Source organism: Micromonospora sp. WMMD708, assembly GCF_049315245.1.
GTDB lineage: Bacteria > Actinomycetota > Actinomycetes > Mycobacteriales > Micromonosporaceae > Micromonospora > Micromonospora wenchangensis.
Map to the genome: position 1 here is coordinate 34,860 of NZ_CP186060.1, position 15,141 is coordinate 50,000.

The 15,141-nt window shown below is 73.5% G+C and carries 15 protein-coding genes (1 of these 15 cut by a window edge); 7 read left to right on the forward strand and 8 right to left on the reverse strand.

The features are described from left to right. Window positions 1–138 precede the first annotated feature (138 nt). Complete coding sequence (locus tag ACN260_RS00155) at window positions 139–1,119, reverse strand: NAD(P)-dependent alcohol dehydrogenase (protein WP_422754214.1); 981 nt, start codon at window positions 1,117–1,119, stop codon at window positions 139–141. A 114-nt stretch (window positions 1,120–1,233) separates the two neighbouring features. On the opposite strand from ACN260_RS00155, the gene ACN260_RS00160 reads away from it, so the two are divergent. Then, on the forward strand, window positions 1,234–1,941 hold the full coding sequence (locus tag ACN260_RS00160) for a TetR/AcrR family transcriptional regulator (protein WP_422754215.1): 708 nt from the start codon (window positions 1,234–1,236) through the stop codon (window positions 1,939–1,941). Window positions 1,942–2,298: 357 nt separating this feature from the next. Next, window positions 2,299–2,472: a hypothetical protein gene (locus ACN260_RS00165; protein WP_422756890.1), complete on the forward strand. Its 174-nt coding sequence runs from the start codon at window positions 2,299–2,301 to the stop codon at window positions 2,470–2,472. 88 nt (window positions 2,473–2,560) lie between these two features. Here the strand turns inward: ACN260_RS00165 and ACN260_RS00170 are convergent, their stop codons facing one another. From ACN260_RS00170 to ACN260_RS00185, 4 genes are all read right to left on the reverse strand, one after another. Next, window positions 2,561–2,791, reverse strand: a complete 231-nt coding sequence (locus tag ACN260_RS00170) for a ferredoxin (protein ID WP_422754216.1) — start codon at window positions 2,789–2,791, stop codon at window positions 2,561–2,563. After that, window positions 2,788–4,011: a cytochrome P450 gene (locus ACN260_RS00175; protein WP_422754217.1), complete on the reverse strand. Its 1,224-nt coding sequence runs from the start codon at window positions 4,009–4,011 to the stop codon at window positions 2,788–2,790. The genes ACN260_RS00170 and ACN260_RS00175 overlap by 4 nt, the downstream gene beginning before the upstream one ends. A 178-nt stretch (window positions 4,012–4,189) precedes the next feature. Beyond that, a complete protein-coding gene (locus ACN260_RS00180) occupies window positions 4,190–5,050 on the reverse strand; it encodes a hypothetical protein (protein WP_422754218.1) in 861 nt (286 codons plus the stop codon). A 107-nt stretch (window positions 5,051–5,157) separates the two neighbouring features. Then, a complete protein-coding gene (locus tag ACN260_RS00185; protein WP_422754219.1) occupies window positions 5,158–7,665 on the reverse strand; it encodes a S8 family peptidase in 2,508 nt (835 codons plus the stop codon). Between the two features lie 138 nt (window positions 7,666–7,803). Here ACN260_RS00185 and ACN260_RS00190 point away from each other — a divergent pair, with 138 nt between their 5' ends. Continuing rightward, window positions 7,804–9,558 (forward strand): sigma-70 family RNA polymerase sigma factor, encoded by a 1,755-nt coding sequence (locus ACN260_RS00190; protein ID WP_422754220.1) that lies wholly within the window; start codon window positions 7,804–7,806, stop codon window positions 9,556–9,558. Here ACN260_RS00190 and ACN260_RS00195 read toward each other — a convergent pair. Then, on the reverse strand, window positions 9,555–10,142 hold the full coding sequence (locus ACN260_RS00195) for a TetR/AcrR family transcriptional regulator (protein WP_422754221.1): 588 nt from the start codon (window positions 10,140–10,142) through the stop codon (window positions 9,555–9,557). The genes ACN260_RS00190 and ACN260_RS00195 overlap by 4 nt on opposite strands. Before the next feature lie 108 nt (window positions 10,143–10,250). Between ACN260_RS00195 and ACN260_RS00200 the strand changes: the two genes are divergently transcribed. From ACN260_RS00200 to ACN260_RS00210, 3 genes are read left to right on the forward strand one after another with little or no spacing between them, the layout of a single operon-like run. Next, entirely contained in the window at window positions 10,251–11,180 is a 930-nt protein-coding gene (locus ACN260_RS00200; protein ID WP_422754222.1) for an SDR family NAD(P)-dependent oxidoreductase, read from the forward strand. A 49-nt stretch (window positions 11,181–11,229) separates the two neighbouring features. Then, window positions 11,230–11,595, forward strand: a complete 366-nt coding sequence (locus ACN260_RS00205; RefSeq protein WP_422754223.1) for a metalloregulator ArsR/SmtB family transcription factor — start codon at window positions 11,230–11,232, stop codon at window positions 11,593–11,595. Beyond that, window positions 11,592–12,095: an SRPBCC family protein gene (locus ACN260_RS00210; protein ID WP_422754224.1), complete on the forward strand. Its 504-nt coding sequence runs from the start codon at window positions 11,592–11,594 to the stop codon at window positions 12,093–12,095. The genes ACN260_RS00205 and ACN260_RS00210 overlap by 4 nt, the downstream gene beginning before the upstream one ends. 48 nt (window positions 12,096–12,143) lie before the next feature. Here the strand turns inward: ACN260_RS00210 and argS are convergent, their stop codons facing one another. Together argS and ACN260_RS00220 are read right to left on the reverse strand one after the other, a co-directional pair. Continuing rightward, window positions 12,144–13,862, reverse strand: coding sequence for an arginine--tRNA ligase (gene argS / locus ACN260_RS00215; protein ID WP_422754225.1), 1,719 nt, complete (start codon window positions 13,860–13,862; stop codon window positions 12,144–12,146). Between the two features lie 369 nt (window positions 13,863–14,231). Further along, the gene (locus tag ACN260_RS00220; protein ID WP_422754226.1) at window positions 14,232–14,666 is read right to left on the reverse strand and encodes a PRC-barrel domain-containing protein; all 435 of its coding nucleotides are present in this window, start codon (window positions 14,664–14,666) and stop codon (window positions 14,232–14,234) included. 274 nt (window positions 14,667–14,940) lie between these two features. Between ACN260_RS00220 and ACN260_RS00225 the strand changes: the two genes are divergently transcribed. Then, window positions 14,941–15,141: the 5' portion of an SCO4848 family membrane protein gene (locus tag ACN260_RS00225; RefSeq protein WP_422754227.1), read on the forward strand. 93 nt of this gene lie beyond the right edge of the window; 201 of the gene's 294 nt are visible here — the first part of the coding sequence; it begins with the start codon at window positions 14,941–14,943; its stop codon lies off the right edge, out of view.

The window sequence follows — 15,141 nt, forward strand, 5'->3', positions numbered from 1 at the left end:
TACGCCGCGTGTCGACAGTGCTGGAGCGGGAAATCGAAGCGCTTTCACGATTGCCAGCTGATTGACAGGTGACATTGACGAAACTCTGAGCCGGGCGCACTTGACCGGGGAATCGGGACCTGCCCGCACGGGCGACGGTCAGAGGGTGACGACCACCTTCGCCCGGGCGTGTTCACCTTCGAGATAGGCGATGGCGCGGGGCACCTCGGCCAACGGATAGGTCCGGTCGATCACCGGCGTGAGGTGGCCGGCCTCGGCGTACGCGCGTAGCGCGTCGAGGTGTTCCCGGCCGGGGGTCGCCGTCAGCACGACGATGCGCTGCCGGACGAAGGGGGCCAGCAGCCGCCCCCGGGCGATGAGCCGGACCGGGCCGAGCAGGCTGCCGCCCCGGTACACGCCGCCGCCGGAGAGCACCAGCGTCCCGGTCGGGGTCAGGGCCTGTCGCAGCGCGCTCAGGGACCGGTTGCCGACCAGGTCGAACACCACGTCGTGTCGGCCGCCCCGGGTGAAGTCCGCCCGGGTGTAGTCGATCACGTGGTCGCAGCCGAGGGAGCGGACCAGCTCGACGTTGCGGGTGCTGCACACCCCGGTCACCGTCGCGCCGAGCGCCCTGGCGAGCTGGACGGCCAGGGTGCCGACGCCGCCGGAGGCGCCGTTGACCAGCACCCGCTGGCCGGGCGCGACCCGGGCCGCGTCACGCAACCCCTGGAGCGCGGTGACCCCGGCCAGTGGCAGGGCGGCCGCCTGCGGCGCGGTGAGGGTGGCCGGTCTCGCCGCGACCAGGGCGGCGGGCGCGCACACGTACTCGGCGAACGCGCCGTTGGCGTCCCCGAGGTCGCCGAAGACCGCGTCGCCCGGACGTCGGTCCCGCACGTCGACGCCGACCGCCTCGATCCGGCCGGCGAAGTCACGGCCCCGGATCCGGGCCCGGGGCCGCGTCGGGCCCAGGGCCAGCCGCGCCATCCGGGGGTCACCCCGCATCACGTGCCAGTCGTACGCGTTGAGCGCGGCGGCCTCGACCCGGACGAGCACCTCGTCGGCGGCGGGCACCGGCACGTCGACGTCGGCGAGGGTCAACGTCTCCGGCGGCCCGTACCGGTCCTGCACGATCGCCCGCATGGCTCCTCCTCCAAAGGTGTACGGCGTACACCGCCGCGTCTCCACGGTAGGTGTACGCCGTACACCTGTCAATGCGGTTATGGTTTCCCTCGCCGACCGAGGACGGGAACCGAGATGGCCGAGCAGGCTGAGACGCTGCGCCGGACGCCGCTGAGCAGGGAACGCATCCTGCGCACCGCCGTCACGCTCGCCGACGGGGCCGGCATCGAGTCGCTCAGCATGCGCAACCTCGCCCAGGAGTTGGGCGTCGTGCCGATGGCCCTCTACAAGCACGTGGCCAACAAGGACGAACTGCTCGACGGCATGATCGACGTGGTGGTCGGCGAGATCGAGCCGCTCACCCCGGGCGTCGGTTGGCAACCCGCCGTCCGTCGGCGGGTCCTCTCGGCCCGGCAGGTGCTGCTCCGACACCCCTGGGCGTCACTGGCCATCGAGTCGCGGAGCACGGCGACACCGGCCGTCCTCGGCTACCTCGACTCGATGATCGGGGCGCTGCGGGCCGGCGGGCTCTCCGTCGACCTCACCCACCACGTCATGCACGCCCTCGGCAGCCGCATCCTGGGCTTCAGCCAGGAACTGTTCGACGCATCCCGGCAGGCCGGCCGGACCGGACCGACCGCCCCGACGCCCCCTGCGCCCCTGCCGCCGGAGGTCGCGGCCCGGTTCCCGCACGTCGCGGAGATCGCCACCGCTGCCGCGCACGACACCGGCTCCGTCGTCGGGGTGGGCTGCGACGACCAGTTCGAGTTCGAGTTCGCGCTGGACCTGCTGCTGGACGGCATCGAACGGCTGCGCGCGCAGGGCTGGACGTCGACGCACTGATCCGCTGAGGTCGGCGGGCCGGTCACCGGCGTGTCGCGCCGCAGCGCACCCCGTCCGGTATCGACAACCGACCTGGTGGAAACGTTTTCGCCGGGCGCGTTCACCATTCTCTCGCGCCCACCATTTCCTGCTCTCCCAACATATAGCGCACGGGGGGACTTGCCGCAAGACCCGGGTCACCCCGCAGAATCGTCAACCGTGGTCGCCACCTGCGTAAATGCATCACGACGGTGCGCCGGCGACCCCATCACGGGCGGAAGGCGAAATGATGTCCACGTACCCGACGACATATTCGGGACCGCTGAACCACCCGGCCGCCGTCCGGCGGCCGGGTCCGACCCTCCCGGGGTCCCTGCGATGAGCGGGCGGTACGTACGGGGGCTGCGTGAGGTCGACCCGACGCAGCGGGAACTTCTCGGCGAGTACGGCCTGCCGGCCGTCGTCGGGGTGGTGGACGCCACCCGGCTGATCCCGGACGGGCGGCGGATCCGCGTGCACGGCACCGACGGGTACGTCGAACTGCTCCCGTGAGCGGCCGCCGGTCGGGTGCCCGGGTCACGGGGCCGGGCACCCGACCGGCGCGGCGCGAACGGAGCTGGCGGACGTCCACCCCGTACCGTCAGCCGATCCGGATCGCCCCTGCCGGGCAGAGGTCGACGGCCCGCTTCACGCGGTCGTGCAACGCGGCCCGAGGGGCGGGGTCGCGCAGCAGCACCAGGCCGTCGGTGTCGTCCTGGTCGAAGACCTCCGGGGCGGTCAGGACGCAGTTGCCCGCCCCGCAGCACCGCTCCCGGTCGACGGCCACCCGCGTCGTCGCCTGCCCGGGTGGCCGTCGTGGGACGGGCGTCACCAGGTCACCGGGAGGGTATCGAGGCCGAACACGACCGAGTCGTTGCGGGTGGTCAGCTCCTGCGGGTCCGCCGTGACCCGCAGGCCGGGGAAGCGGCGGGCCAGCTCCACCAGCGTGATGCGCAGTTCGGCCCGGGCGAGGGGTTGCCCGATGCACTGGTGCACCCCGAACCCGAAGGCGACGTGCTGGTGGGCCTCCCGGTAGGGGTCGAACCCGTCCGGGTCGTCGAAGACGTCGGTGTCCCGGTTGGCCAGGGCGATCAGGGCGATCACCCCGTCGCCGGCCCGGATCGTCCGGCCGCCGATCTCGACGTCCCCGGTGGCGACCCGGAACAGTCCGGTCCGCACGATGCTGAGGTAGCGCAGCAACTCGTCCACCATTCCCGGCGCGAGTTCGGGCCGGTCGCGCAGGAGCGCCCACCACCCGGGTTCGCGGGTCAGCAGCAGGACGCTCAGCCCGAGCATGTTGGCGGTGGTCTCGTGCCCGGCGATGAGCAGCAGCAGGGCCATCCCGACCAGCTCGTCGACGTCGAGCTCACCCGGCTCGACCCGGTCCCGGACCAACCGGCTGAGCAGGTCGTCCCCGCCGTCGGGGCGGGCCCGCTTGGCGTCGACAAGCGTACGGAGGAACGCCCGTAGCTCCTCGGCGGCGTGCTGGAGCTGCTCCACCGGCACCCGGCGGTCGAGCAGCAGACGGCTGCGCGACTGGAAGAAGTCGTGGTCGGCATAGGGGACGCCGAGCAGGTGGCAGATCACCTTGGACGGCAGGGGCAGGGCGACGGTCGACACGAGATCGGCCGGCGGGCCGGCGGCGGCAAGGTCGGTCAGGGCCTCGTCGGCGGTCCGGTGGATCAGCGGTTCGATCCGCCGGACATTCTTGATCATGAACTCGGCGGTGAGCATCCGCCGCAGGCGGGTGTGCGCCGCGCCGTCCATCTGGAGGAACGCGCCCCGGGAGTTCCGCATGGTCTCGGGTGGCAGCGGGCGCAGCAGCGGGAAGCCGGGACGGTTCAGGTCGGAACTGAACGCCGGGTGGCGCAGCAGTTGGCGTACCTCGGTGTGTCGGCTGACCAGCCAGGCGGTGGCGCCGGTGGGCAGCAGCACCCGGGTCACCGGGCCGGGGTACCGCTGTCGTTCGGTGTCGTCGAGGAGGGTGAACGGGCTACGGGGGGAGGTGACCGGCGGCCAGTGGGGCAGTTCGGTCTCCGTGGACTGGGTCATGTGGAACATCTCCTGCCATGACGCTGAGTAGTCACATCAATGCGTGACGTTACTCACCGACCGTGGTCGACACAACCCTCGGCCGTCCGGCGGCCGGCGACGCCACCGGCCCCGCGGTCCCGCGCCGACGGGTGGCACGGGGCGCGGAGCCGGTGACAGGGGCGGCGACGGTCGACGCTCAGGTCGCGCAGACGGCGTACGCGCGCACCTTCCAGTTGCCGCTGAAACCGTTCTCGTCCTCGGCGGCGCGGACGGTCGCCGTGGTCGACGAGGTGGGCCGCATCTCGGTCAGCCGCACCTGGCCCTCGCCACCGACGACCTCACCGCCGACCCCGTGCAGGCTCTTCCCGGCCGGGCAGGTGGCGGTGACCGCACGGCTGGCCGTGGAGTTGTCGGCACTGTCCACGATCACCCGCTGCTCGCCGGGGAGCGGGTCGACGCAGATCACCGAGGCGTCCACCGACCAGGTGCCCGCGAAGGCGTTGCCGGCCTCGACCCCCGCCACCGTCACGCTGTTCTGACCGATCCGCAGATCCTCCAGGAGCACGTCACTCGCCCCCGAGCCGACGGCCGCGCCACCGCCGCCGATCGCCCGCTTGCCCACCGGGCAGAACAACTCCAGGAACTTCGGGTTGACCGAATTGACCGCCGAGTGGCCGGTCACCACCTCCAGGCCCGACGGCGTCGGGGCGCAGATCGCGGTGGCGGTGAGCGACCAGTTCCCGGCAACACCGTTCGGGTCCTCCCGGCCGGTCACCGAGTAGAGCCCGGCGTTGGCCAGCGGCTGCACGATGTCCATGCCCACCTGGCCGAGGCCCGACCCGCTGATCGCGCCGCCACCGCCGATGACCGTGGTGCCGGTCGGGCAGACCGCGTTCTGCGACTTGGCGACGCTGTTGCTCGGCCCGACCGAGGTGCGGAACAGCAGTCCGGGCACCGCCGCCACCGGCCCGCTGAGCGCGACCTGCCCGAGCACGACCGCGCTCAGCAGGGCACCCCCCAGGGCGACCGTCCGTCGCGTCCACGTTTGTCCACGCATGATGTTCTCTCCTTGAGTGCGTACGGTCCGGGAACCGGCCGGTCCCCGGTCAGGGTCGGATCGGGGCGGGGGCCGGCCGGTTCCCGGCCCCCGCCGTCACAGGTCGGTCAGCCGACGAGGTGCCGGATGCGGACCGGCACGGAATCCGTGCCGACCAGTCCTGTCGCGTCGAAGACCTCCAGCCACACCGACCAGGTGGTGGTGTCGGTCCCGCTGGTCAACTGGGCCAGCGCCGCGGTGAACGAGGCACAGTTCTTCGGGGTGCCCTTGTCGTCGACCGGCTCGCCGGTGGGCACCCCGCCGCCCTGGCACAGCACCTGCTTGACGCCACCGTCGCCGTACGCGGTCCACCGGAAACGGGTCCCCGAGACCGTGCCGTCCTCGGTGTCGGTGCCGGTCCCGGTGAGCGCGACGGACTTCGGCCCGGCCTCGGTCGTGGTCAGGTCCAGCGCCGTGGCCGGCTTGGTGATCGTGGCGGTCGGCCGGGACTGCCCGGCCGGGGCCGAGGTGACCGAGAAGGCGCGCTGCACGCTGGACCCGGCCGTCGCGAACGTGACCGTGTACGCCCCCGGCGTGACCGCGTTCGCCGGCAGCACCGCCTGGTGGCCGGTCTTCTCCAGGACGACCGTGTCGCCCCGGCGCACCGTCCAGGTCACCTGGGCGTCGGGAACCGGCCCGAACTCGTCCGGGTCGTTCGAGGTGCCGAGCAGCCCGACCGACTGCCCCGCGACGAGGGTCAGCCCCGGCGGCGGCGAGATGATGGCCACCTTGGTCGGGCTGTCCACCACCGTGACGGTCACCGACGCCGAGCCGGTACGCCCCAGACTGTCGGTGGCGCTGGCGGTGACCACGTGGGTGCCGGCGGACAGCGACGGCACGAACGTCTGCGACCCGGTCGCCAGCTCACCGTCGATGCTGCTGGTCCAGGTGAGCGGGATCTCCTTGCCCAGGAAGTCGGTCGCGGTGCCCCACAGGTCGACCGACTGGCCCACCGCGAACTTCTGCTTGGTCTTCGGGGTGCTGATGCTCACCGCCGGCTTGCCGACGGTCACGCCCAGCGCCCCGGCGACGGCGGACAGCGCGTCGATCCGGCGCTGGCTGCCGGTCACCTTGCCGCCCAGCCCACCGACGTGTGCGGTGTCGTTGAGGATCTGCCGGACCTGCTCGGAGGTGAGCGTCGGGTCGGCGGCCATCACCAGGGCGGCCACCCCGCCCACGAACGGCGAGGCGACGCTGGTGCCGCAGGTGGTCTTCGTGGTGTTGACCGCCGGCGTCCCCGGGTCGGTCAGGCCCGGCACACACATCGGACCGTAGATCTCCACCGACGTGGTGAGGTCCTTGGTGCCCCAGTTCGACCCGCCGGCCACGGTCGCGTCCGGGTTCATCCCACCCACGCACATCACGTGGGTGCTCTCGCAGGGCACCCAGAGGGTGTCGCCGTCGACGTTGGTGCCGTTGTTCCCGGCGGCGGCGACGATCAGCGCCCCGGTGTCCCGGACGTGCTTCATCCGCCGGTCGGTCCAGGTGCGGGCGTGGCTGACACCGAGGTCCACGTCCCGGGTGAAGCTGAGGTTGACCACGTCCGGGTGGGTCGACTCGGCGGCCTTCTCCAGCCGCCGCAGGACCGTCCAGTAGTCGATGCCGTTGCGGACGGCGACCAGTTCCTGCACCACCGGCCCGGCCGGTCCGGCGGTGCCGTAGTCGTTGTCGACCCGGCCCATCCCGGCGAGCACCACGTCGGTGGCGTGCCACGGGCAGGGCGTGCCGCCGGTGCAGTCGTTGGTGTTGGTCTCGCCCCACTCCGCCTTGTGCAGGGACACCTTGCTCGGGAAGTCGGAGTTGAACTGGAATCCGCCGTCCTGCACCAGGTACTTCACCTGCTTGGTCAGCCGGCCCTTGCTCTCCAGCAGCTGCCAGGCCGGCGCGACCCCGACGTCCAGCGCGCCACCGGCCCGCATGAACGACCAGTCGAAGACGTTCTTGCCGATGTCCGGGGCCTCGAAGACCTGGCCGTCGGCGATGCCGGACGGCTCCACCAGCCAGTCGAGGACCACCTCGGTGCCCGTCCGCCACTCGGCGGCGGCCAGCGCGAGCAGCCGCAACGCCCGCTCGTCGCCGACCCGGTAGCCGCCGGACTGGCGTGGTTCGGCGGCGAGCAGGTCGGCGACGAGCCCGGCCGGGTCGGCCCTGGCGACGTCCACCCGGACCAGGTGGTCCTGCCCGTCGGCGTCCGGTGCGAACGAGTCGAGCACCTGGCCACCCCAGCGGGCCAGGAAGGCGTCCAACTCGGACTGACCGGCGGTGCGCACCATCACCTCGTCGAGGACCAGACCGGCGGGCTTGCCGTCCGGCCCGGCCACCACGCCGACCTCCCGGTCGGTGCCGGTCCGACCGACCGGGTCGAGCCGCAGCCGGGGCGCGGCCAGGCCCGGGTCGACCCGGAAGGCCAGCGGCTCGGCACCGGCGGCGTCGGCCCGCCCGGTCGGGCCACCCGGTACGGGTGCGGCGTCGGCGTCCGTGGTCGCGACGAGTCCGGCGGCGAGCGTCGCCACCACTACGGTGGTCAGGTACCGGCGGACGCGGGTCCGGTGGGTCGCGGAGCGTGTCGTTGTCATGGGTGTCTCCCGGTGTCGGCGGTGCGATGACACCGGTAGGAGCGCGCCGGGGTCGGCATGCCAACAGAAACTTCCCGGGGAATTTTTTCTTCGCTGTACTGGACCGGTCGACGAGCGGTGGGGGCACGGATGAACGTGATGGCGCAGGACGACCGGGCGTTCGTCGAGGCGCTGCGGCGGGGCGACCGGATCGGCCTGGAGGGCATCTACCGGCGCTACGCCGACCGGCTCTACACGTACGCCCGGACGATGCTGCACGAGCCGGAGGCCGCCGCGGACGCCGTCCACGACGCGTTCCTCACCGCCGGCCAGCGCATCGACCAGCTCCGCGACCCGGACCGGCTGCGTTCCTGGCTGTACGCGATCGTGCGCAGCGAATGCCTACGGCAGTTGCGGGAGCGGGCCCGGTCCGCGCCGCTTTCCGAGGCGGCCGAGCCGGTGGCCGACACCGGTGATCCGGCTGCCGCGGTCAACGCCGACCAGGTACGCGCCCTCGTGCACCTGGCGGTCGACGCGCTCAACCCCGGCGACCGCGAGGTGGTGCACCTGGCGATCCGCCACGACCTCTCCTCCGCCGACATCGGTACGGCGCTGGGGGTGCCCACGAACCATGCGCACGCCCGGTTGTCCCGGGCCCGGTCGCAGCTCGAACGGGCGCTCGGCGCGCTGCTCGTCGCACGCAGCGGGGCGCAGGACTGCCCGGCCCTGGCCGAGCTGCTCGGCGACTGGCAGGGGCGGCTCACCCCGGTCCTGCGTAAGCGGCTCGCCCGGCACATCGACGACTGCGCACGGTGCGGGCTGCTCCGGCGCGAACAGTGCAACCCGGCGGCACTGCTGACCGCGTACACCGCGCCGGGGTTCCTGGTGGTGGCCGAGACGGTGTGGTCGCGGCTGGCCGAGGCGGGCTCCACCGCCGTGCAGGCCACCGCCGGGCTGCCGGCCGGCAGCGGTCCGGCCGCCACCGACCCGTCCGGGCCCACCGCCGGCAGCGACGCCACCGCAGCCCACGGGCCGGACTCTCCGACCGGTCCCGCCGATCCGTCGTCACCGGCTGACCCCTTGTCGCCCGATGGTCCGTCGTCGCCCGATGGTCCGACGCGCCCGGCCGATCCGGTGCCGACGGCCGATCCGGCTTCGACGGCCGGGTCGTCCGTCGTCACCGGTCGGTCGGATGCCGCCGGGCGGGCCGGGTCGGCCCCGGCCGGCGTCGCGGCGGCCCCGGCCGGCGCGACGGCGACGTCCACCGCGACCCGGGACCGCGACCGGCGGCGTCGGCGGCGGATGGCCGTGACCGCCGGGCTGTTGCTGCTCCTGGTGGTGGCCGGCACCTGGGCGGTGTCGGCGGCCGGGCGGGACGCCGAGCAGGTGTCGGTGACGTCCGGCGTCCCCACCGGTGCGGCGGCGGTCACGCCGTCCGTCGTCGCCACTGCGGTGCCCTCGGCCCGGACGACCCCGGGGCCCGACACGAGCGGTGCCGGTGACCCGTCCGCGCCCGGCGGTGCACCGACCGACGCCGCGACGGGTGCCGTCCCGGGCCCGACGCCGGCACCCTCCCGGCCGCCGACCGCTCCCCGCCCGACGACGGGTGCGCAGCTCGCCGCGCCCTTCACGGTGTCGGCGAACGCGCACGTCCGCTGCGGCGCGGACGCCTACGCCCTGGTGGTCCGGGCCACCGGCAGCGGTGCGCTGGCCAGCGCACAGGTGCGGTACACCCCCGCCGGGGGCGTCCCGACGAGCCGGGCGATGACGGTGGACGGCTCGTCCGCCCGGGTTACCGTGGGCCAGCTCCGGGCGTCCGCCGTGACCTGGACGGTACGGGTGACCGCCGTCGACGGCCGGAGCGCGCAGAGCCCGCCGTCCACGGTGGCCGACCCCTGCGTCCGGCCGGGCTAGGCGGGCGGGGGCGACCCCTGGTCGGGTGCGCGGATGCCGGCGAGCAGCACGGCCAGGTACAGCTCGACCCGCTCGTCGGGCGCGTCGGCGATCCGGGCGGCGAACGCGGTGCCGCAGACCAGGTGTTGCAGGTCGTCCAGGGTGAGTCCGGGGCGTAGCTGACCGGCCCGCGTCGCCCGCTCCAGCACGGTCGCGGCCAGCGCGGCCAACTCTCCCCGGCGGGTCGTGGTCGGTGCGGTGGCGTCCTCGTCCGGGCTGGTCGAGAGCACTTCGGCGAGGGGCGGCTCGGTGAGCTGGCCGAGCAGGATGCTGCGCAGCAGCCGTTGCAGCCCGGCCCACGGGTCGTCGTCGCGGCTCGCCGCCTGTGCCTGGTCGAGCAGGGCGGCGAAGGCGTCGGCGGCGAGCGCCTCCAGCAGGGCGCGCCGGGTCGGGAAGTGCCGGTAGACGGTGCCGACCCCGACCCCGGCCCGCCGGGCGATGTCGTTGAGCTGCAACGACAGGTCACCCTCCGCCACCAGCGCACGGGCGGTGGCCAGCACCCGGCCGCGGTTGCGCGCGGCGTCCGCGCGCAGTGTCGTCGTCACCACGCCAGCCTAACGCAGCGGATCTCTCATCCGATCGGATTGACAATCCGTTTATTCCGGGCTTGAATCGGATAGGTAATCCATTCATCCGTCGGAAGGGCACTCGCCATGCACCGCGCACCCGGTTGGACCGCCGCCGATCTCACCGACCAGTCCGGCCGGACCTTCGTGGTCACCGGCGCCAGCAGCGGCCTCGGCACGGCGATCACCCGCCACCTGGCCGCCCGGGGCGGCCGGGTGGTGATGGCCGTCCGGGACACCGCCAAGGGCGCCCGGGTCCGGGCCGAACTGCTGCACGCCCACCCGCGGGCCGATCTCGTCGTCCACCGGTTGGACCTGCTCGACCTGGACTCCGTCCACGCCTTCGTCGAGGGCCTCGGCCGCGACGTCGACACGGTGGACGCCCTGGTCAACAACGCCGGCATCGGCACCGTCCCCCGGCGGTTGAGCCCGCAGGGGGTGGAGAGCCAGTTCGCCACCAACCACCTCGGGCACTTCGGCCTCACCGTCCGGCTGCTGCCCACCCTGACCGCCGGCCGGAACCCGGTGGTGGTCACCGTCTCCTCCGGTCTCTACCGGCTCGGCCGGCTCGACCTGACCGACCTGGCCGCCGAACGCCGCTACTCCGCCGCCGGCGCCTACGCCACGTCCAAGCTGGCCAACGTGCTGTTCGGGCTGGAACTCGACCGTCGGCTGCGGGCCACCGGCTCGCCGGTACGCAGTCTGCTCACCCACCCCGGGATGACCAGGACCGACCTCTCCCGGGACCTGCCGCCACTCGCCCGCCGGATCGAGACCGTACTCGCGGGTCCGCTGCGCCGCCCGCTCGACGAGGCCGCCGCCCCGATGCTCTTCGCCGCCACCGTCCCGACCGCGCCCACCGGCCGGCACATCGGCCCTGGCCGGCGCTTCCGCCGCGCCGAGCCCACCTTCGCGCCGCTGCGGGGCCGCGCCACCGACCGGCAGCTCGCCGCCGACCTCTGGGCCCGCTCCGAGGAGATCACCGGGGTACGCCTGATGCCCACCCCGCTGCGCTGAGTGGGGGGCCGCCTGGGCAAAAGCGTAACCTTTAGGTTACGCTTCCCCGGTGGACGAGGTGGCGGCGGCGATATCCGACCCGGTGCGTCGCCACATCCTCGAGCTGCTACGCGACGGCGACCTTCCCGCCGGGGAGATCGCCGACCGGTTCCCGATCAGCAGGCCGGCGGTCAGCCGCCACCTGCGGGTGCTGCGGGACAGCGGCCTGGTCCGCAGCGAGCTGGTGGGCCGGCAACGGCGCTACCGGCTCGACGCCGACCGGTTCACCGAGCTCGCCGACTGGCTCGCCCGGTTCCGCCGCCCACGCGGCTGGGCGCAGCACCTCGACGCGCTCGAGACCGAGGTCCACCGCACCCGCCGGGAGCGTCGCACGCGCGACAACCGGGCGGACCGACCCAGAGGAGAGACCGCGTGACCGGCACCCCCACCGGACGGCTGTTCCGTACCGCCACCGGCACCGACCTGGTGCTGGTACGCACCTTTCGCGCCCCCGTTGCGGACGTCTGGGCGAGCGTCACCGAACCCGAGCGCACCGCCCGCTGGTTCGGCCCCTGGGAGGGCGACGCCGGCCCCGGCCGGACGATCCGGTTGCAGATGGTGTTCGAGGACGACGCCCCGTGGACCGAGCTGAGGATCGAGACCTGCGAGCCGCCCCGGCACCTGGCCGTGTCGTCGGCCGACGGGTCGGGTGGCTGGCGGATCGAGCTGCTGCTCACCGAGACGGCCGGCCGCACCGAACTGCGGTTCATCCACCACCTCGACAGCGAGGAGCACGTCGGCGAGATCGGCCCCGGCTGGGAGTACTACCTCGACCTGCTGGTGGCCGCCGGGACGGACGCCCCGAAGGCCGGGTTCGACGACTACTACCCGGCGATGAAGCCGTACTACGAGGGGCTGCGCGGTCCGGCCGCCTGAGCCCGCCGGGCCGCGTCCGGTCGACCCGGCGCGGCCCCGGCGTCGCGCTCACATCCGGTCGAGCGTGCGGATGCCGATCAGGTCCAGTCCCTGCCGCAGGGTCCGTCCCGTCAGGTCGGTCAGCAGCAGCCGGCTCGCCCGCAGTTCCCCGTCCGCCCGCAGCACCGGACACCGCTCGTAGAACGCGCTGAACCGGGTGGCCAGCCGGTGCAGGTAGCCGGCGAGGTGGTGGAACTGTGCCGTCCGGGCCACCTCGTGGACGACCCCGGCGAACCCGAGCAGCTCGACGGCCAACGCCCGCTCCGCCGGGGTGCCGAGGACCACACCGGTCGTCGCCCCCGGCACCGCACCGGCGCGCCGCAGCACCGACCGGGTCCGGGTGTACGCGTACTGGAGGTAGGGGGCGGTGTTGCCGTCGAGGGCGAGCATCCGCTCCCAGTCGAGCACGTAGTCGCGGGTCCGCTCGGTGGCCAGGTCGGCGTACTTGATTGCGCCGATGCCGACGGCCCGGCCGATCTCGTCCGCCTCCGCCCGGTCCAGGTCCGGGTTGCGGGTCAGGGCCAGTGCGGTCGCCCGGGTGACCGCTTCCGTCAGCAGGTCGACCAGCTTCACCGAGCCGCCGGCCCGGCTGCGCAGCATCCGCCCGTCCGGGCCGAGGACGGAGCCGAAGCCGAGGTGTTCGGCCCGGACCGGGGGACGCAGCCAACCCGCCTGTCCGGCCACCGCGAACAGCATCGCGAAGTGCTGCCGCTGCGGTAGGCCCACCACGTAGAGCAGCCGGGTCGCGCCCAGCTCGTCGACGCGCTGCCGCAGCGCCGCCAGGTCGGTCGCCGGATACCCGTACCCACCGTCGCCCTTCCGTACGATCAACGGCAGCCCGACGCCGTCGCGTCCGACGAACCCGGGCGGGAAGACGCAGGTCGCCCCGGCGCTGTCGGTCAGCAGCCCGAGCCGGTCGAGGTCGGTCACCACCGCGCCGAGCCGGTCGTTGTACGCGCTCTCACCCCGGAAGTCCTCCTCGGTCAGGGTGACGTCGAGCAACTCGTACACGGTCAGGAAGTACCGCTGGGACTGCCCGACCAGCAACCGCCACAGCCGGCGGGTCTCCGAATCGCCGCCCTGCAACGCGACCACCCGTTGCCGGGCACGTTCCCGGAACGCCGGGTCGGCGTCGAACTTCGACCGGGCCGCCCGGTAGAATCCGTCCAGGTCGCCGATGGACAGCTCCTGTGCCGCCTCCGTCTCACCGAGGTCCACCAGGTGTGCGATCAGCATCCCGAACGGGGTTCCCCAGTCGCCCAGGTGGTTGACCCGTACGACACGGTGCCCGAGCCAGCCCAGCACCCGGACGGCCGCGTCGCCGATGACCGTCGAGCGTAGGTGCCCGACATGCATCTCCTTCGCGACGTTCGGCCCCGAGTAGTCGACCACCACGGTCTCCGGCTCGCCGGTCACCGGCACGCCGAGCCGCTCGTCGCCGGCGAGCGCGGCGACCATCCCGGCCAGCGCCCCGTCGGCGAGGGTCAGGTTGACGAAGCCGGGGCCGGAGACCTCCGCCACCGCGCAGACGTCGTCGAGGACCGCGCGGTCCAGCACCGCCTGGGCGATCTCGCGCGGGGGCCGGCCGAGCCGCCGGGCCAGCGCCAGTGCCGCGTCGGACTGGAAGTCCGCCCGCGGCGAGCGCCGCACGGTGGGCGCGACCGGTTCGCCGGCCACGGCGGCGAACGCGGGCGTCAGCCGGTCGGTGAGCAACCTTTCAAGATCCATTGGTACGCCGATCTGCTCGGATCCGTCAGCCAGGCGGATCCCCGGACGGGGAGCCTGCGGACGGACCGAGGACAGCGGCGGTGACCGGCGGCTCGATCCGCCGGTCGCAGGGGAATGGGTCAGCGCGGGCGGGCGACGGATCGCCGGCGTCGCTCCGCACCGACCACGACGTCGTACGACGTCCGGGTGTGCTGAGCGGTCGCGCTGGTCATGCCGGCATCCTACCGGACCGGCGGCGTGGCCGATCCGCCCTGCCGGCCGCGTCCGGTCCCGGCCTGGTGGGTCGGCTCTGCCGGCCGGGTCCGGTCCCGTCCCCGGCGGTACGCCGCGAGTGCCCGTCGGGGCGAACCGGGGTGCCCGGCCCGGCCGTCAGCTCCGGCGGTAGCTCTGCGCGTAGTAGTCGCCGACCTGGTCGCGGTAGTCTGGCCGGGCACCGTCCTCGGGGTCGAAGGCCGGGGAGTCCTTGACCTGTTCCCGGCTCCGGTCGACGTGCACCACCCGGTCCCCGTGGTCCACCCGGGCGACCGTGCCGACGGGCAGCAGGACCTTCCGTCCGAAGATCCACGGCCCGGTGTCCACCACCAGCCAGCGGGCACCCGCGTCCTCGCTCGCCTCGTCGATCGCGCCAATCCGCCCGTCGGTCGCCTCCACCCGGTATCCGGTCAGGTCGAGCGGCGTGCCCGGCCCGGGCGCGTCCGGCCCGTCATGCGACTCCCGGTCTGGCCGCTCACCCGGCTCGGTCTGGTCGTATCCGCCGGCCAGCGCCGCCGGGTCACGCCACGCCCACGGGTTGAACGGCTGCATCCGGGCCACCTCCATTTCGTCGTCGACCCCTGCCAGGTGCCCCGGCCCCCACCAGCGGAAACCCCGACCGCCAGATCCGGCAGCCCACCCCCGACCAACCCCGACCGCCCCCGGTCGTCGCTTGACCGTGTTGATCAAGAGGTTTGCGTCACGGATGTCCCCCGAGGGTGACGCAAACCTCTTGATCAACACGCTTCGGTGGCGGGGGAACCGGCACCGGGGACGGGAGTGGGGTGGGGCGGCAGGCGGTGGCGCGCTGGGATACTCGTCGACCATGGTGTTGTCGCAGGGTTGGTCGTTGTTCCTGGTCGGCGTCGGAGCGTGGACCTGGGTGATCTGGCCGAGGTTCGGCCTCGCCATCTGGAACGACACGCGGGCCTGGTCGGGGGACGCGGTCGGCGTGGGCGCTCCGACCGGATTCCTCTGGATCCACGCGGTGCTCATCGCTGCCTCGTTGGCCATCGGCTCCACGGCC

Bases quoted from the DNA above. Each gene is read 5' to 3' on its own strand.
- ACN260_RS00200 (WP_422754222.1), top strand. From the start codon at position 10,251: ATGCACCGCGCACCCGGTTGGACCGCCGCCGATCTCACCGACCAGTCC.
- ACN260_RS00190 (WP_422754220.1), top strand. From the start codon at position 7,804: ATGGCGCAGGACGACCGGGCGTTCGTCGAGGCGCTGCGGCGGGGCGAC.
- ACN260_RS00220 (WP_422754226.1), bottom strand. From the start codon at position 14,666: ATGCAGCCGTTCAACCCGTGGGCGTGGCGTGACCCGGCGGCGCTGGCC.
- ACN260_RS00185 (WP_422754219.1), bottom strand. From the start codon at position 7,665: ATGACAACGACACGCTCCGCGACCCACCGGACCCGCGTCCGCCGGTAC.
- ACN260_RS00160 (WP_422754215.1), top strand. From the start codon at position 1,234: ATGGCCGAGCAGGCTGAGACGCTGCGCCGGACGCCGCTGAGCAGGGAA.
- ACN260_RS00175 (WP_422754217.1), bottom strand. From the start codon at position 4,011: ATGACCCAGTCCACGGAGACCGAACTGCCCCACTGGCCGCCGGTCACC.
- ACN260_RS00155 (WP_422754214.1), bottom strand. From the start codon at position 1,119: ATGCGGGCGATCGTGCAGGACCGGTACGGGCCGCCGGAGACGTTGACC.
- ACN260_RS00165 (WP_422756890.1), top strand. From the start codon at position 2,299: ATGAGCGGGCGGTACGTACGGGGGCTGCGTGAGGTCGACCCGACGCAG.
- ACN260_RS00180 (WP_422754218.1), bottom strand. From the start codon at position 5,050: ATGCGTGGACAAACGTGGACGCGACGGACGGTCGCCCTGGGGGGTGCC.
- argS (WP_422754225.1), bottom strand. From the start codon at position 13,862: ATGGATCTTGAAAGGTTGCTCACCGACCGGCTGACGCCCGCGTTCGCC.